This window comes from Actinotalea sp. C106 (assembly GCF_023630195.1).
Lineage (GTDB): Bacteria > Actinomycetota > Actinomycetes > Actinomycetales > Cellulomonadaceae > Actinotalea.
Window position 1 is genome coordinate 1 of sequence record NZ_JALPKN010000020.1, and the last position, 22439, is coordinate 22439.

The following is a 22439-nucleotide window of genomic DNA, read 5'->3' on the forward strand; positions in this document are numbered from 1 at the left end:
GCCTCGGGGCGCGCCACGTCCGGGCGCACGACCGCGCCGTCCTCCAGGCGCGTGCGGGGCAGCGCGCCTGGGTGGTTGCCCTGCAGCCACACCACCAGGCCCTCACGCACGTAGCAGCGCAGGTCGAAGAGGGTGGGGGCGTCGGCGGCCGAGGCGAGGGCCCGCACGCGCACCAGACCGCCCGTCGCCTCCGTGACCTGGAGGATCCCGACGCGGTGGTCCCACAGCTCGGACCCCTGGAGCAGCCGGGTGAGCTCGAGGCGCATCTCGTCGACCGGCACGGTCCAGTCCAGGTCGAGCTCGACGGTGCCGAGCAGGTCGGCGGCGCGGCGGGTCCAGTTCTGGAACGGGGTCGAGGTGAACCACGTCGAGGGCAGGATCAGCCGGCGGTCGTCCCACAGGTGGACGACCACGTAGGTCAGGGTGATCTCCTCGATGCGACCCCACTCCCCCTCGACCACGACGACGTCGTCGACCCGGATCGCGTCGGTGAAGGCCAGCTGGAGCCCGGCGAAGAGGTTGGCGAGGCTGCTCTGGGCCGCGAGCCCGGCGACCACCGAGAGCACGCCGGCCGAGGCCAGCAGGCCGGCGCCGGCGACGCGGGCCCCCTCGAAGGTCAGCAGGGACGCCGCGATCGCGCAGAGCACCAGGGCGGCCACCGTGAGCCGTCGCAGGATGCTCACCTGGGTGCGCACCCTGCGGGCGTGCCGGTTGTCGGCGACGTCGGTGCGGTAGCGCGCCAGGGCTGCGTCCTCCGCGACGAAGGCCAGGGCGCCCACCAGCCACGCGAGGCAGGCGATGAGCGCGATCAGCAGGGCGTGCTCGACCGCCGGCCGCCAGGCCGCCCCGGCGTCGGTCTCGGTGGGCAGGCTGGTGACCAGCCTGATCGCGATCCACGACGCGCTGACCACGAGCGTGGCCCGCAACGGCTGGCGGGCGCGCCGCGAGAGGTTCTCGGCGAGCCAGGTCCGCCGGCCCGCCGCCCGGACGACGGCGGCGATGACCTCGGCGAGCACGAGGGCGACCACGAAGGCCGCGGCGACGGCGACGACCACCACCACGGCCGAGGTCGCCTCGCGGACGACCACACCGGTGGTGGTCTCGTCCTCGGGGGTGGCCAGGACGCGGGTTAGGTCATGGATGATGGCGGGGGGGAGCACGGGCCCAGACTAGGGCGGAACCCTGAGCACAGCCCATGTTCAAGTTTGTTGATTTCCGTTGAACCTTGTCGATACGCTGGGCTCATGAGCACCTGGTTGGTCACCGGCGGCGCCGGCTACATCGGATCCCACGTCGTGCAGGCCTTCATCGACCAGGGCATCACGCCCGTGGTCGTGGACGACCTCTCGAGCGGGCACGCGGAGTTCGTCCCCGAGGGCATCCCCTTCGTCCGGGCGAGCCTCCTCGAGTCCGACCGCATCGAGGCCGCCCTCCGTGAGCACGGGGCGACCGGCGTCGTGCACCTCGCAGGGTTCAAGTACGCGGGGGTCAGCGTCGAGCGCCCCCTGCACACCTACACGCAGAACGTCACCGGCACCGTGAGCCTGCTCGAGGCGATGGCCGCGGCAGGCACCACGAACATCGTGTTCTCCTCCTCGGCCGCCGTGTACGGCACCCCCGACACCGACCTCGTGACCGAGGCGACGGCCACGGCCCCCGAGTCCCCCTACGGCGAGAGCAAGCTCATCGGCGAGTGGCTGCTGGCCGACCAGGCTCGCGCCACGGCCTCCTCGGACGCCCCGCTGCGGCACACCTCGCTGCGCTACTTCAACGTGGTCGGGTCAGGCAGCCCCCGGCTCTACGACTCGAGCCCGCACAACCTGTTCCCCCTGGTGCTCGACGCCCTCGTGGCGGGCCGCACCCCGCGCATCAACGGCACCGACTACCCGACCCCCGACGGCACCTGCGTGCGCGACTACGTGCACGTGGCCGACCTCGCCGTCTCGCACGTCGCTGCGGCGCGAGCCCTCGAGCAGGGCACCCCCCTGGAACCCGTCTACAACCTGGGCTCGGGGGACGGCGTCTCGGTGCGGGAGATCATGCAGGCCATGGCCCAGGTCACCGGCATCGACTTCGCCCCCGAGGAGGCCCCGCGACGCCCGGGCGACCCGGCCCGCATCGTCGCCTCCGGGGAGCGCGCCGCGCGGGACCTCGACTGGCAGATGCGCCACACCCTGACGGACATGGTCGGCACCGCCTGGCAGGCCCGCCAGGCCTCCTCCTGATCGCCTAGGGCTCGCCCCTGCGGCCCGCACAGCCCCGGGGCCCCTCCTCAGGGACGCGGGGCGGGCTCCAGGGCCTGGAGCCCGGGGAGACGCGCCGCGACCTCCTCGAGGGTGCGCTCGCTGCCGGCGTAGACACCCTCGGGTCGTGGCCAGTGGATGACGACGTCGGTGTAGCCGAGGGCGGCTGCGCGCTCGACCCCCTCGACCAGCACCTCGGTCGAGGACAGCGAGAACACGGGGGCACCGTCCAGGCTCAGGTAGCGGTCGACCTCGCCGGGGGATCGACCGGCCTCGGCCGCCGCGGCGTCGAACCGCCCGGTCAGCTCGGCGAGCCCCTGCCACCACAGCTCCTGGGCCCGGGCCGGCGTCGGGCCTGCCTCCTCGATGCCGAGGCTCGGGCCGTAGGTGCCCCACCCCTGGCCGTGACGCGCGGCCAGACGCATCGCGCGCGGCCCGTTGGCGGCCACCACGAAGGGCACCCGCGGGGTCTGCACGCACCCCGGGATCATCCGCGCCCCGTGAGCCTCGAAGTGGGTGCCCACGTGATCCGTCACGGGCTGCCGCAGCAGGAGGTCGAGCATCCCGACGAACTCCTCGAACCTCTCGGTCCGGGTGCGCAGGCTCACGGGCGGGCCGAGCACCTCGGCGTCGACCCCCGTCCCGCCGGCCCCCACGCCGAGCACGAACCGCCCCTCGCTCACGTCGTCGAGCCCCAAGATCTCCTTGGCGAAGGTCACCGGGTGGCGGTAGTTGGGGCTCGCGACCCAGGTGCCCAGCCTGATCCGCTCGGTGGCCGTCGCGGCCGCCGCGAGCAGCGGGACCGTCGCGAGCCAGGGCTCGTCGACCAGGGAACGCCAGGCCAGGTGGTCGTAGGTCCAGGCGTGGTCGAAGCCGTACTCCTCGGCGCGCTGCCACCGCCGCCTCGCCTCGGGCCACCGGTCCTGGGGCAGCAGCACGATCCCGATCCGCATGTGTCTCCCTCTCTCGCCGTGCTCCCGCCCGCGCCGCCCGCCTACGCCCAGCCGAGCTCGTGCAGCCGCTCGTCGTCGATGCCGAAGTGGTGCGCCACCTCGTGGACCACCGTGACAGCGACCTCCTCGACCACCTCGGCGACCGTCTCACAGATGGCCAGGGTGGGGTGCCGGAAGATCGTGATCCGGTCTGGCAGCGACCCCGCCTCCCACCACAGGTCCCGCTCGGTCAGCGCGACGCCCTCGTAGAGGCCCAGGAGCTCGGGGTCCTCGGAGGGAGGGTCGTCCTCGACCAGCACCACGACGTTGTCGATCTGGGCCGCCAGCTCGGGAGGGATCCGGTCCAGGGCGTCCCGGACCGCCTCCTCGAAGGCCTCTCGCGTCATCTCCACCACCCCGCCATTGTGGCCGCTTTGGAGATCCCCGCCTCAGCCCGTATGCTTTCCGAGGTCTTACGACGCTACGACGTCACGGGCGTCCGTGTGACACGGCCCCCATCGTCTAGCGGCCCAGGACCCCGCCCTTTCACGGCGGTAGCACGGGTTCGAATCCCGTTGGGGGTACGAGCAGGACAGCAGCACACCGCAAGAGCAGTGCACAGCAAGATCTGCAGGAACCTTGTCTTACACAAGGCCCCGTAGCGCAGTTGGTTAGCGCGCCGCCCTGTCACGGCGGAGGTCGCGGGTTCAAGTCCCGTCGGGGTCGCTCGTCGCCCGCCCGGTCTCACGACCGGGCGTCGGCGTCAGCAGGGCCAGATAGCTCAGTTGGTAGAGCGTTCGACTGAAAATCGAAAGGTCCGCGGTTCGAACCCGCGTCTGGCCACCCAGCTCGCCCCACCCTGCGGCCCGCACCGCGCAGCCTCCTCGGTCCGCGTCGCTCCCGCACCTGGTGCCCCCGCCCCTCGCGCTCCCACACCGTCGCCGGTGCTCTCGTCGTGCTCTCCGATTGCCGAACCGCCCCATCGCGGGTTGGCTGGGGCAGAGAATGGGGCCCACCCCGCCGGCGCTGCCTGCGGGCCGACGACGACGAAGGACGTGGTGAGGTGACGAGCACGAACAGCACCGGGCGTGCCGACGCTCGACCGAGCATCGGCGAGCTCGTGCAGAACCTGACGGAGAAGCTCTCGCAGCTGATCCGCGACGAGATCGCGCTCGCCAAGGCGGAGATGACCGCGAAGGCCAAGCACGCCGGCATCGGGGCAGGGCTCCTGGCCGGTGCCGCCCTGCTCGGCTTCTTCGCCCTCGCGACCCTGATCGCGACCGCGATCCTGGGCCTCGCGAACGCGGTGCCCGCATGGCTCGCCGCACTGATCGTCGCCCTCGTCCTCCTGGCGATCACCGCGACGCTGGCCCTGATCGGCATCAAGACCCTCAAGAAGGGCGTGCCGCCGGTCCCCGAGCGGGCGCAGGAGAGCGTCAAGCTCGACGTCGAGGCCGTCAAGGAAGGACTCCAGTGATGAACGCGTCCACCACCGCCGCAGACTCCTCCGCCGAGGAGGAGAAGGACGAGCGCACCCCGCAGCAGATCGAGGCGGAGATCGCCCGGACCCGTCAGGAGCTCCGGCTCACCGTGGACGCGCTCTCGGACCGCCTCGACCCCCGCACCCAGGCGAACCTCGCGGTCGACGAGGTGAAGGCCGCGGTCGCCGAGGTCAAGCGCAAGGTCTCGGGAGAGTCCCGGCCGCTCGGTGAGCCCGAGCCGACCACGCGCGCCTGGGTGATTCTCGGTGCGGGGGCCGCGGCTGCCGTGGGGCTCCTCGCCACCATCGTCCGCAAGCTCTGAGCCGCACGCCTGAGTCCTTGCGTCCCGTTCCGCGAGACGTGACGTCCCTCACGCTGGGCACCTCACAGGGCCGTCCGGGGGTCGCGGGTCGCCGGAACGGCCGCAGAGCATGTACCGTTAGCGCACGACGAAGAACCAGCACCCCGGGGCCGCACGTGACAACACGGTGCCGCCCCGCTTCTACGTTAGAGGGGGTCGATGCCATGGGGCGCGGCCGTCAGAAGGCTAAGCAGACGAAGGTCGCTCGCGAGCTCAAGTACTCGAGCTACGAGCCGAACTACCGAGCCCTCGAGCAGGAGCTCACGTCTGGTGGACGCCGCAGCGACCTGGCGACGGAGAGCCGACAGGCCTCGGGAACCCCTGAGGACGCTGACGACTACGCCGACTGGTCAGCAGAGGATCGTTGACCGGTCGACACGCACCCTGACCTGTGCAGGACGGCAGGTCGGAACACGCAGTCGACGAGAACCCCGCAAGCCCTCGGGCCTGCGGGGTTCCGTCGCGTCTCAGGGGACGCCGCCACGCTCAGGCGGTGCGGTAGCCGCCGAGCATCTGCACCGCGCCGCCGTGCACACCCTTGGTCCCACGGATGACGCCCTCGCCCGTCTCGCCCTCGTCGGCGCGTACCCGGCCGAGCACCCAGGAGGGCACCCCGGCCTCGGCGAGCTGCGCCACGGCCCCGTCGACGCCCTCAGGGCTCACGACGGCCACCATCCCCACCCCGAGGTTCAGGGTGGCCTCGAGGTCGGTCCACGGCACGTCGCCCAGACGGCGCACCATCTCGAAGACCGCGGGAACCGTCCAGCTCGACCGGTCGACCTCGGCGAGCAGCCCGGGCGGGAGCACCCGCGCCAGGTTCGCCGCGAGTCCCCCGCCGGTCACGTGGCTCAGGGCGTGCAGGTGGCGCCCAGCGTCCCGCGCCAGGGCGAGGCACGGGCGGGTGTACAGGCGGGTGGGCTCGAGGAGCTCTTCGCCGAGCCTGCGGCCCAGCTCGGGGACCTCGCGGTCCAGGGACCAGCCGGCGACCTGGACGACCCGGCGCACGAGCGAGTAGCCGTTGGAGTGCAGGCCCGAGGAGGCCATCGCGAGGACCACGTCCCCCGCCTGGACCCGTTCCGGGCCGAGGACGTCCTCGGCCTCCACGATGCCCGTCGCGGCCCCGGCGACGTCGTACTCGTCGGGGGCGAGCAGGCCAGGGTGCTCGGCGGTCTCACCACCCACCAGGGCGGTCCCGGTCTCGGCGCAGGCCTCGGCGATGCCGCGGACGATCGCGGCGACCCGCTCGGGGACCACCGACCCGGTCGCGATGTAGTCGGTCATGAACAGCGGCTCGGCGCCCACCACGACGATGTCGTCCACGACCATGCCGACCAGGTCGAAGCCGATCGTGTCGTGCACGTCCATGGCCTGCGCGATGGCGACCTTGGTGCCGACGCCGTCGGTCGAGGTCGCGAGCAGCGGCCGCCGGTACCGCGAGACCGCCGCGAGGTCGTAGAGCCCGGCGAACCCGCCGACCCCGCCCAGCACCTGCGGACCGTGGGTGGCGCGCACGGCGTCCTTCATGAGCTCGACGGCCCGGTCCCCTGCCTCGGTGTCGACCCCCGCCGAGGCGTAGGTGACCGGCTGGCGCTCAGACGCGCTCACGGCTGCTCGAGCGCGCTCGCGCCACCGGTCGAGGTCAGCAGCGAGGACAGACCGTCCTCGGGCGCCCCCAGGGGCAGCTCGCTCTGCTCGAGCAGGTGCTTGCCGAGCCGGTCCGCCGGAGGCAGCTCGATGGGGTACTTCCCGGTGAAGCAGGCGGTGCACAACCGGGCCGAGGGCTGCTCGGTGGCCTCGATCATGCCTTCGAGGGACAGGTAGCCCAGGGAGTCCGCCCCGATCGAGCGCCCGATCTCGTCCGGGGTGAGGCCCGTGGCGATGAGCTCGGCCCGTGAGGCGAAGTCGATGCCGTAGAAGCAGGGCCACTTGACCGGCGGCGCGGAGATCCGCACGTGCACCTCGGCGGCCCCAGCCTCGCGCAGCATCCGGACGAGGGCACGCTGGGTGTTGCCGCGCACGATCGTGTCGTCGACCACCACGAGCCGCTGCCCGCGGATGACGTCCTTGAGCGGGTTGAGCTTGAGCCGGATGCCCAGCTGGCGCAGGGTCTGCGAGGGCTGGATGAAGGTCCGCCCCACGTAGGCGTTCTTGGTCAGCCCCTGCGCGTACCGGATCCCCGACTCGGCCGCGTAGCCGATGGCCGCCGGGGTCCCGGACTCGGGCACCGGGATGACGAGGTCGGCGTCGACCGGGAACTCCCGTGCCAGGGCGCGCCCCATCTCGACCCGCGCGGCGTGCACCGAGCGCCCGGAGATGCTCGTGTCCGGCCGGGCCAGGTAGATGTACTCGAAGGAGCAGCCCGTGGGCGTGGCCGGAGCGAAGCGCGTGCTGCGCAGCCCGTCGGCGTCGATCGCGATCAGCTCGCCAGGCTCGACCTCGCGCACCAGCGAGGCACCGACGATGTCCAGGGCGGCGCTCTCGCTCGCGACCACCCAGCCGCGCTCGAGGCGACCGAGGACCATCGGTCGGACGCCGTGAGGGTCCCGCGCCGCGTAGAGGGTGTGCTCGTCCATGAAGACCAGGCAGAAGGCCCCGCGCAGCCGCGGCAGCACCTCGAGGGCGGTGGCCTCGAGGGTGTGGTCGGGGTCGCCCTGCAGCAGAGCCGTGACCAGCGCGGTGTCGGTGGTGGTGCCGCGGGCGAGCTCCCCGCGGCGCTGCGAGCCGTAGCGCTCGGCCACCAGGTCGACGAGCTCGGCGGTGTTGGTGAGGTTGCCGTTGTGGCCCAGGGCGATCGTCCCGCCGGCCGTGGGGCCGAGGGTGGGCTGGGCGTTCTCCCAGGTCGAGGCACCGGTGGTCGAGTACCGGGTGTGCCCGATCGCGATGTGGCCGGTCAGCGCGTTGAGCGCCGTCTCGTCGAAGACCTGCGAGACCAGGCCCATGTCCTTGTAGACGAGGAGCTGGTCGCCGTTCGAGGCGGCGATGCCTGCTGACTCCTGGCCCCGGTGCTGCAGGGCGTACAGGCCGAAGTAGGTGAGCTTGGCGACCTCCTCACCGGGGGCCCAGACCCCGAAGACGCCGCACGCGTCCTGGGGTCCCTTCTCACCGGGCATGAGGTCATGGCTGAGACGTCCGTCACCGCGGGGCACGGCGCCATCGTCGCACACGCCGCCCGGGTCGCGCGCGCCACGTCCGGTGCCTCACGCGCTGCAGACGGGCCCCCCGGAGCCCCCGGTCTCAGCGCCGCGAGCGCCGGTCCGCGACCACGGCGACCACGGCGCCGAGGATCGCGCCCAGGACGGCCAGGGTCAGTCCGGTGAAGACGACGACGGGCCCCAGGCCGAGCTCGTTGGTGCCGCCGCGCCAGAGCAGCACGGTGGGCACCGCGACGAGGATCCCCAGCAGCGCACCGGCCACGACGAAGCCCCGGTAGCGGGGCGCGCGGCGCACCGAGGCGGGAGTGGCGACCCGCTCGAGCTCCTCGGCGTCGGGCACGGGTGCGGGCTCGGGCGCCGGGACAGAGGGGGCCGGGGCGGGCTCACCGGGAACCTGGTCCGGGACGGCCTGGCCCTCGACGGGCTGGTCCGGGTCTGGGGTGTTCTGGTCGGACGACACAACCGGACCCTACCCGCGGGGAGCGAGCAGGGTCCGGTTGCCGTGCGTCATGCCTCGGACGGCTGTGACCTCAGGTCGTCAGCCGACGTGGGCTCAGGGGCGCCACCAGCCGATGAAGAGGTACCAGAGCCAGCCGAAGAGCTTCTTGACCAGGTCGACCAACCAGTTGCCCCCCGGCTCACCGGGCTCCTCAGGCTCCTCGGGCTCGTCCGCCTCGGCCACGGTCACCGTGAACTCGGCGCTGGTGCCGGTCTCGGTCTCCGCGACGACCAGGAGCTCGCCCGTCTCGGTGCCCTCGGGCACCGTGAAGGTGACGCTCGCCCGGCCCACCTCGTCGGTGGTGTCGACGATGGTCGGGTCGATCGCCGAGGTCGCGAGGACCTCGTCACCCACCCGCACCGTCACCTCGTCGGGCTGCTGCTCCCCGGCGCTGTACAGCAGGGAGGAGAGCTCGACCGTGACCTCGTCCTCGGGCAGGTAGCCCGCGGCCGGCGGGTCGACGACCTGGACACCCACGGCCCGCTGCGCGAGGTCGGGGCTCACGGGCGACAGCTCGCCCAGGTAGTCGACGAAGGCCTGCAGGTCCACGCGACCCGAGTCCTGGGAGTTGCTGCCCTCCGCGAGGGTCGCGAAGTTGTCCCCGCCCGAGGCGAGGAAGGAGTTCACGACCACCGTGTACCCGGCCTCGAGGTCGAGCGGCTCCCCGTCGACCAGCACCCGGTCGATCCGCTCGCCCTGCGGGGCGGTCGGGTCGTAGGTGTAGGTCACGCCCGAGGTGCCGAGCTTGAGGAACGGCCGGCTGGCCCCCGCGGGCTGCCACTGCTCCTCGAGCACATCGACCACCTGCTGGCCGGTGAGGGTCATGGTGACCAGCGTGTTGGCGAAGGGCTGGACGTTGGCGGCCTCCCGGTAGGTGACGTTCCCGTCCGGGTCCCCCTCACCGCTCGAGCCGTAGGTGAGGTCGGCCCGCAGCCCGCCCGGGTTCATGAAGGCGATCTGGGTGCCCGCGTCCTGCGTGGCCCAGCGCTGCACGTCGGCCACGAGGTTGTTCAGGGTGGACTCGCCACCCCGGTTCTCCGAGCCGTCCGACTGCTGGGCGCGGCGCAGGTCGGCGGTGATCTCCCCGAGGGAGACCTCACCGAGCTCCTCGGCGACCTCGACCGCGTCGGCCACGATGGCCGCGACCTCCTCGTCCGGCTCGAAGGCCGGCTCGCCGTCGACCACCAGCGGGACGATCTCCGCCGCGTTCTCCACGACCTCGCCCTCGGCGTCGACCGTGAGGGTGACCCGGGCGAGGTTCTCGCCGTACTGGCCACCCTGGACCACCGGCCGGGTCAGGCCGTCGGCCCAGCCCTCGACGGGGATCTGGTGGGTGTGCTCCTGGTGGGTGTGGCCGGCGAAGATCGCGTCGACCTCGGGGCTGACCTCGGTCGCGATGCGACCGAAGTCCGAGTCGTCCGTCGAGTCCGCGATGTCGGCCGAGGCAGGGCCCTCGTGGACCAGCAGCACGAGCACGTCGGCCTCACCGTTGGCGGGGTCGCCGTCGGTCAGGTCAGCCGCGACGCGGTTGACCTCCTCGACGATCGGCCGGAACTCCAGGCTCGCGATCCCGGCCGGGGTGACGAGCGAGGGCATGTTCTCGGTGAGGGCACCGATGAAGCCCACGTCCACCCCGTCGACCTCGGTCACCCAGTACTCGTCGTAGGCGGGTTCGCCGGTCTCACGGTCGTAGACGTTGGCCCCCAGGTGCGGGAAGTCCGCGAGCGGGACCACGCGGTCGTCGAGGTCCTCGCGGCCCCGGTCGAACTCGTGGTTGCCCAGCGCGGCAGCGTCGAGCCCCATCGCGTTGAGGGCCTCGATGGTCGGGGTGTCCTCCTGGACGAAGGAGGTGAAGGTCGAGGCGCCGATGTTGTCCCCCGCGGAGAGGAACAGCGTGTTCGGGTTCGCGTCCCGGTAGGAGCTCACCGCCCCGGCCAGGACCGCGGCCCCCGCCGTGGAGGAGCTGGCCTCGATCCGCCCGTGGAAGTCGTTGATGGTCAGCAGGTCGATCTCGACCGTGCCGTCACCACCGTCAGGCCCCTCGGCTGTGAGCCCGACGAGGATCGGGTCGTGGTCGGAGGAGCGGTACACGGTCCCGGCCTCGGCCTGGGGGAAGGCCCCGTAGTACTGGTAGCCGAACCACTCGGGGGCGTTGATCTCCCAGACGTCGGCCCCGGTCACGCGCTCGGCGAAGGACGGGGTCGCGAGGGCGTGGTCGAGGGACCCGGCCTCGCCGTCGAAGGTGTAGGTGTACTGGCCCGAGGCGTGCTGGGCCGTGAGGTCTACGTAGCCCGCCGCCGCGAAGGCCGCGATCGGGTCCTCCTGGCTGTAGGAGTTCAGGTCACCGAGTACCGCGACGTCCTCTATGCCGGCCCCGATGACCTCCTCCTCGACGAAGGAGATGACCGCCTCGGCCTGGCCGACGCGCTCGGCGTTGAAGAAGCCCTGGCCGTCGGCCGGCTCCTCGCCCTGCCCGCCGCCCTTGGACTTGAAGTGGTTCGCGACCACCGCGAACTCCTCCCCGCCGTCGAGCGGGAGGAAGGTCTGGGCGATCGGCTCGCGGGCGATGTTCCACACGGTCTCGTCGACCGGGGCGAGGCTGTCACCCACAGGCTCGACCGTGCCCGTGCGGTAGATGATCGCGTTCATGATCGCGTCGGTCTCGGTCGCCCCCTCGCCGACGAGCACCGCGGGGGTGGGCACGTAGGCCCAGACCTCGCTGCCCTCGGCCACGTTCAGGGCGGCGACGAGGTCGGCGAGCGCGACGTCGGGGGTCCCGTCGCCGAACTGCACCGAGTTCTCGATCTCCTGCAGGGCGACGACGTCGGCCCCGAGCGAGGTGATGGCCTCGACGATCTTGGGCTTCTGCAGGTCGAACTGAGCCTGGTTCCGGGCGCCGCGCGCGTCGGAGTCGTCCTCGGCGAAGGTCGTGAAGTAGTTGAGGACGTTGAAGGCCGCGACCGCGAGGTCCCCGCCGACCTCGGCCGGAGCCTCGGGACGCGGGTTCAGCTCGGGGAAGGTCGGCTTCTGCTCGGCCGGGGTCTGCGCGCTGATCGGCGTGGTGGGCTGCAGGCGCCACTCGTCGAAGCCGTAGTGCAGCACGTAGGTCAGGTCGGCGAAGTCGACGCCGTCACCGACGCGGACCGGGTCCTCGGCGGTGAGGTAGGGCTGGGTCGCGCCGGTCACCTGGCTGCTGCGACCGTCGTCCAGAAGGAGGCGACGGGCCGCGTTCTGGGCCGCGATCGCGTCGGCCTCGGCCCCGGGCCGGGCCAGCTCGGTGCTCTTGACCGGCAGGGTGTCCCCCGCGCTGAGCCACACGGTGCCGTAGCGGTCGACCTCGTGGGTCGAGGCCACCAGGTAGTCGCCCTCGGGGGCGACGAGCATGCCCTCGAAGGGCTCGCGGTCCGCGCCCGTGAGGGAGTCCGGCAGGCCGACCGGGTCGGGCAGCTGGCCGTCGCCGAGCACCTCGACCGCTCCGCCCGCTCCGGCGGCGGAGATCTGGGTCAGCCCGTAGTACTCGCCGGCGACGCCGGTGACCTGCACCAGGTCGCCGATCTGGGCGTCGGTGGTCCGGGTGTTGAGGTAGACGAAGATGCCGTCCGAGGCCCCGGGGGTCGCGTCCTCGGTCCCGCCCGAGCCGGCGGTCTGCACGTACAGGCCGCGGTAGCCGCCCGTGGTGTGGTCGGCCGTGACCACGCCCTCGACGGTGACCGTGCTGCCTGCCAAGGGGGTGGCGTCGCCGGTGCCCTGCACCTCGGCGATCGTGTGCGTCACCTCGGCCGCGGCGGCAGGGGGGACGAGAACGGCAGCGAGGCCCAGAGAGCCTGCTGCCGAGAGGGTGACGAGGCGCCGGGTACGGCGCCGGGCGTGGTGCATCGGGCTGACCTCCAGGGGGTCACTGCACGGAGCGAAGGCGCGCGAGGCGGCGCCCTGACCCGGTGCACGCTATAGGCCGACCGGGTGAAGATCCACCCCCCCTGTGACCTTGGTCATCGAAGGTTTGACCTTCGTTCACCAGGTGGGCGGGACCGTCCCGCGAGGTGAACGGCCGGAAGGACCCCGGCCGTCGCTCTCCGCCGGGCTGGGTAGCCGTCAGCGCGGACGGGCTGCCTGGAGCGGGAGGTACGGCGCGAGGTCGGCCCGGGCCCCCGAGGCGCGGACCCGCCCCGAGGCGAGGGCCTCGACCCAGGGGATCTGCCCGCTGACCAGGGCCAACCAGGTGCCGGGATCGGTCTCGACCACGTTGGGGGGCGTGCCGCGGGTGTGCCGCGGCCCCGCGACGGCCTGCACGGCGCCGTCGGGGGGGACGCGCACCTCGACCGACGGACCGGGGGCGACCTCGGCGAGCTCCTCGAGGGAGAAGCGGACGGCGGTACGCACCTGGGCCCGGGTGGCGCCCTCGGGATCAGCCCGCCAGGCGGCGAGGGCCGCGCGGCCTGCAGCGGGGTCGGTGCGTCGTGCCGGTGCCATGCCAGGCAGCCAACCACAGAAAACTCGTCCTCAAGATCGGAGGCCGAACGACCGATGGGAGCATCAGTCAGCACCGCGGTGCCATGGGGGCCCAGGGCGACTGTCCTGAGAGGCATACACGCATGGCTCGACGCCCTGTCCTGCTCGCCGCTGCGACGGCACTCCTGCTCCCGGTCGTGGGCCTCGCCCCTGCCGGGGCGACCACCGGGACCACGGTCACCGCACCGACGGTCTCCCCGACCACCGCCGTGGTGGCCGAGGGCTCGACCGAGCCCGAGACCGTCACCGGCGAGGTCCAGCGGCTCGCGGTCGAGCTGCGCGACGGCGGCGGTTTCCAGGCGACCTTCGTGGTGCCGCCCGAGGGCGACCCGGTGCGGGTCCCCGACGAGGTGGTCGCCGAGGTGACCACCGGGTCGACCGTCGAGGTGGTCGTCGTCGGTGCCGACCCGCTCGAGGCCGCGACCGAGCCCGAGACCTCGGCCGAGCTGCTCGAGGTCGACGTGCTCACCGCGGTCCCCGAGGCTGAGGTCGTCGAGCCCGAGATCGCCGAGGCGCCCGGCGCGGTCGCCGTCCGGCCCGTGCACCTGATCTCCGGCCGGATCTCCGGCCAGGCCGCCCCCACGATCCTGAGTACCCACCTCGCGACCGACCTGACCACCCGTGTCACGCCCTACTGGTCGGACTCGACCGACGGGCAGATCGCCTTCAGCGAGTCGAGCCGGCAGGACGGCGCGGTCTACGGCGCCTGGGGCACGACCAGCACCTGCACCAACGCCCAGATCCTCAAGGCCCTGGACTGGGCGAGCACGCAGGCCGGCCTCCCGACCACGCCAGGCCACGGGCAGCACGCCGTCCTCTACACCCCCGACTTCCGCGTGTGCGGCTTCGCCGGGGTGGCCCACGTGGCCGACGGCGGCGCCGCGTGGATCAACGGGGACACCAACCGTGCGAGCCGTTGGATGACCTTCGCCCACGAGCTGGGTCACACCCTCACCCTCGGCCACTCGAACTCGCGCACCTTCTGCGACGGCGACCTCGCGGACGGGCACGACCACGAGTGCTACGCGGGCGAGTACGGCGACGCCTACGACGTCATGGGCGTGGGCACCTCGGCGGGACCGCTCAGCGGCGCCCACCTGCAGACCCTCGGCCTGCTCGGTGGTGACTCGACGGTCTCGGCTGCGGCATCGACCACGGTCGCCCTGGCCCCCGTCGGCGGTCTCACCGGCACCCGCTTCCTCACCTTCACCTCGGGCGGGGCGACGTACCACGTCGAGTACCGGGCCGCCGTCGGCCGGGACGCGGACCTGGGGACGACCCGTGGCGGCTGCGCCTACGGCGTCTTCGACTGCCTGGAGCTCGACAGCTACGACCCGGGCGTCGTCGTGCGCCGCGTCGACTCCCCGCGAGCAGGGGCCGAGACCTGGCTCCTCGACGCCGGCGTCGAGGACCCCGCCTACGTCAGCACCGAGCCCTGGTTCGTGCTCCAGCAGGGTCGCACCTTCACCACGGCCGACGGCGGCGCCGCGGTCCAGGTCACCGCGCAGTCCTCGGGCGCGGCGACCGTCGCGCTGACCATCGGCCCGGACCTGCGTCCGGGCAAGCCCACGGTCTCGGCCCTCTCGGGCACGGCCACCGACGGCAAGGCCTTCTACACCCAGGGAACCACGACGAAGGTCCAGTGGAGCGTGCCGGACGGGGCGGCCCTCGTGAAGCAGCAGGTGCTTCGCAACGGCGTCGTCGTCGCGACGGTCGGGGCAGCCGACCGCACCGCGACCGTCCCTCTCAACAAGGGCAAGAACGTCATCGTGGTCCGCGCGCTGAGCCAGACCGCGACCGCCGCGAGCGACGGCGTGACGGTCACCCGGGACTCGATGGCACCGACCTTCCCCCAGGCCCCCCAGCTCGCCCTCCGCACGGGCGTGGTCTCCACCTCGGCTGTCCCCGTGACCCTGACGTGGAAGGCCTCGGACGCGACCCTGCGGGACGTCAGCCTCGCGCAGCCCACGGGCCTTACGGCCACCTACAAGCCCGCGACCACGAGCGCGAAGTACGTCGTGCCCCGCGGCTCGCGGACGTGGGCGCTCAAGGCCCGGGACTGGTCGGGGCGCACCACGACCGCCTCGATGGTCCGGGACATCCGCACCGCACCGGAGACGTCGGCCTCCCGCACCGGGACGTGGCGTGCCGCGGGCCACAGCCAGCTGCTCGGCGGCAAGGCGCTGGTCTCCGAGACCCGCATGTCGACGATGAGCTACAAGTTCACCGGGCGCAGCGTCGGCTGGGTCGCCCAGACAGGCCCGGACAAGGGCCGTGCCACGGTCTACGTCGACGGCAAGAAGATCGGCACCGTGGACACGTACTCGAAGACCCAGGTCCGGCGGAACGTCGTCTGGACGAAGAGCTGGGCGACCTCGGGCACCCACACGGTGAAGATCGTCGTGCAGGGCACCGCGGGGCGGCCGCGCGTGGTGAGCGACGGGTTCGTCGTCCTGCGCTGACCTGACCCGAACCGTGGGGCTGCCGAGCGCGGCAGCCCCACGGGCGGCCCCTCGCCCTCGGACGACCTCGCCCTCGGACGACCTCGCCCTCAGACGACGCCGAGGGCGAGCATGGCGTCCGCGACCCGACGGAAGCCCGCGATGTTGGCCCCGAGCACGTAGCTGCCCGGGACGCCGTACTCCTCGGCGGTGCCCGCGCACCGGTCGTGGATGTCGGTCATGATCTCGGCGAGCCGGTCCTCGGTGTGCTCGAAGGTCCACGAGTCCCGCGAGGCGTTCTGCTGCATCTCGAGGGCCGAGGTCGCCACGCCGCCGGCGTTGGCCGCCTTGCCCGGCGCGAACAGGACGTCGGCCTCCTGGAAGAGCGCGGCGGCGTCGCGGGTGGTGGGCATGTTGGCGCCCTCGGCGACGACCTTCACCCCGTTGCGGAGGAGGGCCGTCGCGCCGGCGACGTCGAGCTCGTTCTGGGTGGCGCACGGGAGGGCGACGTCGACGGGCACGTCCCAGACGCTGCCCGTGGTCGAGAGGTGAGCACCGGTACGACGCGCCACGTAGTCCGCGGCGCGCCCGCGCTGGACCTCCTTGACCTCCTTGAGCAACTCGAGGTCCACGCCCTGCTCGTCCACGACGTAGCCCGAGGAGTCGGAGAACGTGACCACGCGGGCGCCGAGCTGCTGGGCCTTCTGGGCCGCGTAGATCGCGACGTTGCCCGCACCGGAGATGCTCACGCGGCGCCCGTCGAGGGACTCGCCCTGCGTGCGGAGCATCCGATCGGCGAACAGCACGGTGCCGTACCCGGTGGCCTCGGTGCGCACCAGGGAGCCGCCCCAGGCCAGCCCCTTGCCGGTCAGGACCCCCGACTCGTACCGGTTGGTGATCCGCTTGTACTGGCCGAAGAGGTAGCCGATCTCCCGTCCGCCGACGCCGATGTCCCCCGCGGGCACGTCGGTGTGCTCACCGATGTGCCGGTACAGCTCGGTCATGAAGGACTGGCAGAAGCGCATCACCTCGCCGTCCGAGCGTCCGCGAGGGTCGAAGTCCGAGCCGCCCTTGCCCCCGCCGATGGGCATGCCCGTGAGGGCGTTCTTGAAGACCTGCTCGAAGCCCAGGAACTTCACGATCCCCAGGTAGACCGACGGGTGGAAGCGCAAGCCCCCCTTGTAGGGTCCGAGGGCCGAGTTGTACTCGACCCGGAAGCCCCGGTTGATCTGCACCTTGCCGTGGTCGTCGACCCAGGGCACCCGGAAGATGATCTGGCGCTCGGGCTCGCAGATCCGCTCGAGCACCGCCGCGTCCGCGTAGTGCGGGTGCTTGGCCAGGACCGGCCCGAGGCTGTCGAAGACCTCGCGCACCGCCTGGTGGAACTCGGACTCGCCGGGGTTGCGGCTCAGGACCTGGGCGTAGACGGGCTCGAGCTTGCTGTCCATGGGCGGTGCTCCTTCGGGGCGCGACGTCGCGCCGGTCGTTCCGTGGGTGGGACGGACCGGCGGGCCGTGCGGGCCCGTGGCCCGCCCCGGTGGGTCAGGCGAACAGTCGCGGCAGGGTGTCCCGGTGCGCCTGGGCGAGCTCGTCGAGCCCGACGGTGAACAGGTGCTGGACCTCGAGGGCAGGCCCTGCGGTAGCCCCCGATCCGTCGTGGTCGGCGTCGGTGGTGTCGTCGGTGACGCCGATCCGCTGGTGGGCCACGCCCCGGGCGGTGCACATGTCGACGAAGCGCACCTCCTCGGTGCGCGGGACGGCGACGATCGCCCGCCCGGCAGACTCGGCGAAGAGCGCCTCGAAGGGCGTGATCTCGTCGCGGGCGCACAGCTCGTCGAGCCACACGCGGGCCCCCGTGCCGTAGCGCAGGCAGGCCTCGACCAGGCCCTGGGCCAGGCCACCCTCGGAGAGGTCGTGAGCGGCGTCGACCAGGCCGTCCCGCGAGGCGTTGACGAGGATCGCGGCGAGGGTGCGCTCGGCCGCGAGGTCCACCCGGGGCGGCAGCCCGCCGAGCTGGCCGTGCACGACGTCGGCCCAGGCCGATCCGTCGAGCTCGCCGCGCGTCGAGCCCAGCAGGTAGATGGCCTGCCCGGGCACCCGCCAGCCCGAGGGGGTGGCGCGGGCGACGTCGTCCAGGACGCCGAGCACGCCGACCACGGGGGTCGGGTGGATCGAGGAGTCGATCGTGCCGGGCTCACCCGTGCCGTTGTACAGGGAGACGTTGCCACCCGTGACGGGCACACCGAGCTCGGCGCAGGCGTCGGCGAGGCCCTCGATCGCACGGACCAGCTGCCACATCGAGTCCGGGTCCTCGGGGGAACCGAAGTTCAGGCAGTCGGTCACCGCGAGGGGGCGGGCGCCGACGGTCGCGACGTTGCGGTAGGCCTCGGCCAGGGCGAGCTGGGCACCGAGATACGGGTCGAGCTTGGCGTAGCGGCCGTTCGCGTCGGTGGCCAGGGCCACGCCCAGGCCGGACTCCTCGTCCACGCGGATCACGCCGCCGTCGTCGGGCTGGGCCATGGCCGTGTTGCCCTGGACGAAGCGGTCGTACTGATCGGTCACCCAGGACTTGCTCGCGAGGTTCGGCGAGGCGACCAGGCGCAGCAGGGTCTCGCGCAGCTCGTCCCCCGAGGCGGGGCGCGGGTAGCGGGCGGCGCCGTCGGGGCCGCTCGCCGTGTCGGCCTGCAGACCGTCCATCCAGACGGGGCGCGCGTAGGGGCGGTCGTAGACGGGGCCCTCGTGGGCGACCGTGCGCGGGTCGACGTCGACGATGCGGTGGCCGTGGTGGTCGATGGTGAGGCGGCCAGTGCCCGTGACCTCGCCGATCACGGCGGTCTCGACGTCCCACCGGTTCGTGATCGCGAGGAACTCCTCGAGCTTGGCGGGGGTGACCACCGCCATCATCCGCTCCTGGGACTCGGACATGAGGATCTCGCCCGCGGTCAGGCTCGGGTCGCGCAGCAGGACGTTCTCGAGGTCGACGTGCATGCCGCCCTCGCCGTTGCTCGCGAGCTCGGAGGTCGCGCAGGAGATGCCCGCGGCGCCCAGGTCCTGGATGCCCTCGACCACGCGCGCGGCGTATAGCTCGAGGCAGCACTCGATGAGCACCTTCTCCATGAAGGGGTCGCCCACCTGCACCGAGGGGCGCTTGGAGGGGACGCCGTCCTCGAAGGTCTCGCTCGCGAGGATCGAGGCCCCGCCGATGCCGTCACCGCCGGTGCGCGCCCCGAAGAGCACCACCTTGTTGCCCACGCCCGAGGCGTTGGCCAGGTGGATGTCCTCGTGGCGCAGCACTCCCACGCACAGGGCGTTGACCAGCGGGTTGCCCTGGTAGGCCGAGTCGAAGACCAGCTCGCCGCCGATGTTCGGCAGGCCCAGGGAGTTGCCGTAGCCGCCGACCCCGGCGACCACGCCGTGCACCACGCGGGCCGTGTCCGGGTGGTCGACCGCGCCGAAGCGCAGCTGGTCCATGACCGCGACCGGGCGGGCGCCCATCGAGATGATGTCCCGGACGATGCCGCCGACGCCGGTGGCCGCACCCTGGTAGGGCTCGACGAAGCTCGGGTGGTTGTGGCTCTCGACCTTGAAGGTCACGGCCCAGCCGTCACCGATGTCCACCACGCCCGCGTTCTCGCCAATGCCGACGAGCAGGTGCTTGCGCATCTCCTCGGTGGTCTTGTCCCCGAACTGGCGCAGGTGCACCTTGGAGGACTTGTACGAGCAGTGCTCGGACCACATGACCGAGTACATCGCGAGCTCGGCGGCGGTGGGCCGACGGCCCAGCAGCTCGACGATGCGCTCGTACTCGTCAGGCTTGAGGCCCAGCTCGGCGAAGGGCAGGGCGGTGCCCGGGGTCGCCGCGGCGTGCGCGACGGTGTCGGGCAGCGCGCCGTGCGAGGAGTCCGTCGCAGCCTGGGCGACGTCGGACGAGGTGTCAGGTGCGGAGGTCATCGATTCCCTACCGAAGGGCCCACGGGGTCGGGGCTCAGGCTACCTGGGCGTGGCGGCACCTCGGGCGACGTCTCGGCACAGGGCCGACGCGCGGGCAGCCCGACGCCGGGCCACCGCCCCACGGAACAGACACCCAGCCCCCGCGGTTGGCGTGAGCAGCGACCACGACCAGGAGGCAGAGTGAGCATCGAGCTGGGCATCGACCACTTCGGCGACGTGACCGAGCGTCCCGACGGCACCCTCAAGCACGAGGGCGAGGTGCTGCGGGAGCTCCTCGAGCAGGGCATCCTCGCCGACCAGGTGGGCATCGACCTGATCGGGCTGGGCGAGCACCACCGCGACGACTACGCCGTCTCCGCCCCCGAGGTGGTGCTCGCCGCGATCGCCGCCCGCACCGAGCGGATCCGTCTGGCCTCGGCCGTGACGGTGCTCTCCTCCGACGACCCGGTGCGCGTGTTCCAGCGCTTCTCGACCCTCTCGGCCCTGAGCGGCGGGCGGGCCGAGGTCGTCGTCGGGCGGGGCTCCTTCACCGAGTCCTTCCCGCTGTTCGGCTACCCCCTCGAGCAGTACGAGGAGCTCTTCGAGGAAAAGCTCGACCTGTTCCGGCGCCTGCTCGACGGCGGGACGATCAGCTGGACCGGACGCCTGCGCCCCTCGCTGCAGGGCCAGGTCGTCTACCCCCGGCTCGAGGGGGACCTGCCGACCTGGGTCGGGGTCGGCGGCAGCCCCGAGTCCGTCATCCGCACCGCGCGCCACGGCCTGCCGATGATGCTCGCGATCATCGGTGGCGACCCGATGCACTTCCGCCCGTACGTCGAGCTCTACCACCGGGCGCTCTCCGAGCTCGGCACCGGCCCGGGACGCGTCGGGCAGCACTCCCCTGGGCACATCGCCGACACCGACGACGAGGCCAAGGAGCAGGTCTGGCCGCACTACCGGAAGTACGTGGGCCGCATCGGCCGCGAGCGCGGATGGCCGCCGCCCACGCGCGAGTCCTTCGAGAACGCCGCCGGGCCCGACGGCGCTCTCATGGTCGGCTCCCCCGAGACGGTCGCCTCGAAGATCGTCCGCAGCGCCCAGGGCCTGGGCCTGGACCGGTTCAGCCTCAAGCTCTCCCAGGGCGCGCTGCCGCACGAGCACACGATGCGCGCGATCGAGCTCTACGGGACGCGGGTCGCTCCCCTGGTCCGCGACGCCCTCGCCGCCTGACCCGGCGCGACCCGGGTCCGTGCGGCCCGGTTCGTGCCGGGCTGGACCGCGTGCGGCACGGGCGGGTCTGGGCGCGCGGGCGGATCTAGGCGTCTGTGGCAGGCCAGAGCCCAGGAGCCCGCAGGCCGAGCCGCTTCTGGGTCTGGTCCGCCAGCCACCGCGCGTAGGGCACGAGGTCCACCGGCTCCCCCGCCCATTCCTCCGCCGTGGCGAGGCTGGTGCGCGAGCGCTCACCGTCGGGGTCGTCGTCGAGGGGGTCGTTGACGATCGTGCCGTCGAGGTGCAGCTTGACCCCCACCGTGTGCTCGATCCAGAGCTTCTGCCGGGCCGCCTCGCCCACATCCGCCGGGACCTCGTGCTCCCTCGTGACGAAGACGCACACGCACCATCGCGCCCGCGACCGGTCGGTGGCCTCGAGCCGCTGCAGGTTCCCGTCCGTGAGGGTCAGCGGAGCGGGGACGTCCACCGTCGCGGCTCCCTCCTCCGCGATCGCCGAGGACATCGCGAAGAGCAGCTCGTGCCGCGCACGCTCCGCAGCGGCCGGGCCCACCAGCTCCGCCGCCTCGAGGCTCCCGCGGCCGTGCACGACGCCGTCCCGGACCACACCGACGTCGAGGTCGAGGTCCCCGTCCCCCCAGACCGAGAGGCGCAGCGTGCCGCCCGCATCGAGGTGCACCTCTCCGCCCGTCTCGTCCCCCAGGAGCACGTCGACCTCGCCGCGCAGCCCGGCGGCCTCCAGAGCCGCGAACGCGGGCCGTGCGAGATCGAGGGCGCGACGCACGTGCTTCGTGTGCCGCACCTCCTGGGGGTCCAGGCCGTCGACGGTCGCGAGCCGGAGCAAGACGCCGATCCCGAGGTCGTCCTCGGTGACGTGCCGGGTGCGGCCGAACAGGCCCATGGGCCCTCCTCGTCGTGCGGGTGGTCGATCGACTGATCGGCGGGAACCCTACGCGGAACCGAGGCCGGCCTGCCCTCGCGTAGCGTCGTCCTGTGGAGGGAGGCCCGTTGCCAGGACCTGGTCGTGTCGCAGCGGTGGCTGCCGTGGGGGCGGTGCTCGTCCTCGCCGGCTGCACACCCTTCGCGGACGACGCCTCTGACACCCCGGGTGCGAGCCCCACGAACTCGGCGGACCCGGCCACGGGCCCGCGCTCCGGTGAGCCGATGCTCCTCGGCCAGGTGACGGTCTGGCCCTCCGCGGGCACCAGGGTGGGAGCGGCCGAGGGCGGCGCCGTCCATCTCGAGGTCGCGCTGGGGCCGGGCTCCAGCGCGACGCCGATCCCCGTCCTGGCGACCGAGGAGGGGGTCGAGATCGAGGTGCTCGGGGATGGTTCCGCGGTGCTGCGCGACGCGACCGGCGTGGCGGGCGGCGTGGCCTCCCCCGCGGTGACCAGGGCGGACGGTGAGCCCGCAAGCGCCTTGCAGGTCGGCGAGCACGGGGTGCTGACGCTGGTGCCCTCCGCCCCGCCCGCCGACGCCACCGTGGCCCTCTGGCTCGCGGGCCGCGCCGTCGACTCCCTCGACTGGGCCGAGCGCGCGGACGAGGGGGGCCGCAGCCTCGCCGTCGTGCCGACGGCGTGGCCCCGGCAGGCAGGGTCGGCGGGGGGCGAGGGGGTGTGGGCCGTGGTCGCCGCCTTGCTGGAGGAGGCCTCGCGCAACCAGAT

Annotated in this window: 18 protein-coding genes and 3 tRNA genes; 10 read left to right on the top strand and 11 right to left on the bottom strand. The window is 72.8% G+C overall.

What is annotated here, in order from left to right:
• The coding region (locus L0B03_RS02645) for a mechanosensitive ion channel family protein (RefSeq protein ID WP_308199985.1) at positions 1–1160 on the bottom strand (1160 nt) is incomplete at its 3' end.
• An 84-nt stretch (positions 1161–1244) separates the two neighbouring features.
• On the opposite strand from L0B03_RS02645, the gene galE reads away from it, so the two are divergent.
• Positions 1245–2225, top strand: a complete 981-nt coding sequence (gene galE, locus L0B03_RS02650) for a UDP-glucose 4-epimerase GalE (RefSeq protein ID WP_250443749.1) — start codon at positions 1245–1247, stop codon at positions 2223–2225.
• Positions 2226–2272: 47 nt separating this feature from the next.
• Here the strand turns inward: galE and L0B03_RS02655 are convergent, their stop codons facing one another.
• Together L0B03_RS02655 and L0B03_RS02660 are read right to left on the bottom strand one after the other, a co-directional pair.
• On the bottom strand, positions 2273–3196 hold the full coding sequence (locus L0B03_RS02655; RefSeq protein WP_250443752.1) for an LLM class flavin-dependent oxidoreductase: 924 nt from the start codon (positions 3194–3196) through the stop codon (positions 2273–2275).
• Between the two features lie 41 nt (positions 3197–3237).
• Entirely contained in the window at positions 3238–3582 is a 345-nt protein-coding gene (locus tag L0B03_RS02660) for a metallopeptidase family protein (protein WP_250443754.1), read from the bottom strand.
• A 104-nt stretch (positions 3583–3686) separates the two neighbouring features.
• On the opposite strand from L0B03_RS02660, the gene L0B03_RS02665 reads away from it, so the two are divergent.
• The 6 genes from L0B03_RS02665 to L0B03_RS02690 all read left to right on the top strand — a co-directional run bounded on the left by L0B03_RS02665 (position 3687) and on the right by L0B03_RS02690 (position 5385).
• A tRNA-Glu gene (locus L0B03_RS02665) sits at positions 3687–3759 on the top strand.
• A 68-nt stretch (positions 3760–3827) separates the two neighbouring features.
• Positions 3828–3901, top strand: a tRNA-Asp gene (locus tag L0B03_RS02670).
• A gap of 44 nt (positions 3902–3945) precedes the next feature.
• Positions 3946–4018 (top strand) — tRNA-Phe (locus L0B03_RS02675).
• 220 nt (positions 4019–4238) lie between these two features.
• On the top strand, positions 4239–4652 hold the full coding sequence (locus tag L0B03_RS02680) for a phage holin family protein (RefSeq protein ID WP_250443757.1): 414 nt from the start codon (positions 4239–4241) through the stop codon (positions 4650–4652).
• Positions 4652–4978 carry a DUF3618 domain-containing protein gene (locus tag L0B03_RS02685; RefSeq protein WP_250443760.1) on the top strand — a complete coding sequence of 109 codons (327 nt, stop codon included), beginning with the start codon at positions 4652–4654 and terminating at the stop codon, positions 4976–4978. The genes L0B03_RS02680 and L0B03_RS02685 overlap by 1 nt, the downstream gene beginning before the upstream one ends.
• 203 nt (positions 4979–5181) lie before the next feature.
• A complete protein-coding gene (locus L0B03_RS02690; RefSeq protein ID WP_250443764.1) occupies positions 5182–5385 on the top strand; it encodes a DUF3073 domain-containing protein in 204 nt (67 codons plus the stop codon).
• Positions 5386–5503: 118 nt separating this feature from the next.
• Here the strand turns inward: L0B03_RS02690 and purM are convergent, their stop codons facing one another.
• The 5 genes from purM to L0B03_RS02715 all read right to left on the bottom strand — a co-directional run bounded on the left by purM (position 5504) and on the right by L0B03_RS02715 (position 13138).
• Complete coding sequence (gene purM / locus L0B03_RS02695; protein WP_250443766.1) at positions 5504–6622, bottom strand: phosphoribosylformylglycinamidine cyclo-ligase; 1119 nt, start codon at positions 6620–6622, stop codon at positions 5504–5506.
• Complete coding sequence (gene purF, locus L0B03_RS02700) at positions 6619–8127, bottom strand: amidophosphoribosyltransferase (protein ID WP_284501309.1); 1509 nt, start codon at positions 8125–8127, stop codon at positions 6619–6621. The genes purM and purF overlap by 4 nt, the downstream gene beginning before the upstream one ends.
• Before the next feature lie 124 nt (positions 8128–8251).
• The gene (locus L0B03_RS02705) at positions 8252–8629 is read right to left on the bottom strand and encodes a histidine kinase (protein ID WP_250443771.1); all 378 of its coding nucleotides are present in this window, start codon (positions 8627–8629) and stop codon (positions 8252–8254) included.
• A gap of 93 nt (positions 8630–8722) precedes the next feature.
• Positions 8723–12544, bottom strand: a complete 3822-nt coding sequence (locus tag L0B03_RS02710; RefSeq protein WP_250443773.1) for an ExeM/NucH family extracellular endonuclease — start codon at positions 12542–12544, stop codon at positions 8723–8725.
• 216 nt (positions 12545–12760) lie between these two features.
• Positions 12761–13138, bottom strand: a complete 378-nt coding sequence (locus tag L0B03_RS02715) for a sterol carrier family protein (RefSeq protein WP_250443776.1) — start codon at positions 13136–13138, stop codon at positions 12761–12763.
• A 122-nt stretch (positions 13139–13260) separates the two neighbouring features.
• Between L0B03_RS02715 and L0B03_RS02720 the strand changes: the two genes are divergently transcribed.
• On the top strand, positions 13261–15639 hold the full coding sequence (locus tag L0B03_RS02720) for a hypothetical protein (protein ID WP_250443779.1): 2379 nt from the start codon (positions 13261–13263) through the stop codon (positions 15637–15639).
• Positions 15640–15728: 89 nt separating this feature from the next.
• On the opposite strand, the gene gdhA is transcribed toward L0B03_RS02720, so the two are convergent.
• Together gdhA and purL are read right to left on the bottom strand one after the other, a co-directional pair.
• Complete coding sequence (gene gdhA / locus L0B03_RS02725) at positions 15729–17066, bottom strand: NADP-specific glutamate dehydrogenase (protein WP_250443782.1); 1338 nt, start codon at positions 17064–17066, stop codon at positions 15729–15731.
• Positions 17067–17160: 94 nt separating this feature from the next.
• The gene (gene purL, locus L0B03_RS02730) at positions 17161–19569 is read right to left on the bottom strand and encodes a phosphoribosylformylglycinamidine synthase subunit PurL (RefSeq protein ID WP_250443785.1); all 2409 of its coding nucleotides are present in this window, start codon (positions 19567–19569) and stop codon (positions 17161–17163) included.
• Between the two features lie 180 nt (positions 19570–19749).
• Between purL and L0B03_RS02735 the strand changes: the two genes are divergently transcribed.
• A complete protein-coding gene (locus L0B03_RS02735) occupies positions 19750–20778 on the top strand; it encodes an LLM class flavin-dependent oxidoreductase (protein ID WP_250443787.1) in 1029 nt (342 codons plus the stop codon).
• Positions 20779–20863: 85 nt separating this feature from the next.
• On the opposite strand, the gene L0B03_RS02740 is transcribed toward L0B03_RS02735, so the two are convergent.
• A complete protein-coding gene (locus tag L0B03_RS02740) occupies positions 20864–21676 on the bottom strand; it encodes a hypothetical protein (RefSeq protein ID WP_250443790.1) in 813 nt (270 codons plus the stop codon).
• 134 nt (positions 21677–21810) lie between these two features.
• Here L0B03_RS02740 and L0B03_RS02745 point away from each other — a divergent pair.
• On the top strand, positions 21811–22439 hold a 629-nt coding region (locus tag L0B03_RS02745; protein ID WP_250443793.1), incomplete at its 3' end, for a hypothetical protein.

Excerpts from the sequence above, each read along its gene's own strand:
- L0B03_RS02710 (WP_250443773.1), bottom strand. The coding sequence starts at position 12,544 with ATGCACCACGCCCGGCGCCGTACCCGGCGCCTCGTCACCCTCTCGGCA.
- L0B03_RS02685 (WP_250443760.1), top strand. The coding sequence starts at position 4,652 with ATGAACGCGTCCACCACCGCCGCAGACTCCTCCGCCGAGGAGGAGAAG.
- L0B03_RS02740 (WP_250443790.1), bottom strand. The coding sequence starts at position 21,676 with ATGGGCCTGTTCGGCCGCACCCGGCACGTCACCGAGGACGACCTCGGG.
- purL (WP_250443785.1), bottom strand. The coding sequence starts at position 19,569 with ATGACCTCCGCACCTGACACCTCGTCCGACGTCGCCCAGGCTGCGACG.
- purF (WP_284501309.1), bottom strand. The coding sequence starts at position 8,127 with ATGCCCGGTGAGAAGGGACCCCAGGACGCGTGCGGCGTCTTCGGGGTC.
- gdhA (WP_250443782.1), bottom strand. The coding sequence starts at position 17,066 with ATGGACAGCAAGCTCGAGCCCGTCTACGCCCAGGTCCTGAGCCGCAAC.
- L0B03_RS02715 (WP_250443776.1), bottom strand. The coding sequence starts at position 13,138 with ATGGCACCGGCACGACGCACCGACCCCGCTGCAGGCCGCGCGGCCCTC.
- L0B03_RS02720 (WP_250443779.1), top strand. The coding sequence starts at position 13,261 with ATGGCTCGACGCCCTGTCCTGCTCGCCGCTGCGACGGCACTCCTGCTC.
- L0B03_RS02660 (WP_250443754.1), bottom strand. The coding sequence starts at position 3,582 with ATGACGCGAGAGGCCTTCGAGGAGGCGGTCCGGGACGCCCTGGACCGG.
- L0B03_RS02655 (WP_250443752.1), bottom strand. The coding sequence starts at position 3,196 with ATGCGGATCGGGATCGTGCTGCTGCCCCAGGACCGGTGGCCCGAGGCG.
- L0B03_RS02690 (WP_250443764.1), top strand. The coding sequence starts at position 5,182 with ATGGGGCGCGGCCGTCAGAAGGCTAAGCAGACGAAGGTCGCTCGCGAG.
- galE (WP_250443749.1), top strand. The coding sequence starts at position 1,245 with ATGAGCACCTGGTTGGTCACCGGCGGCGCCGGCTACATCGGATCCCAC.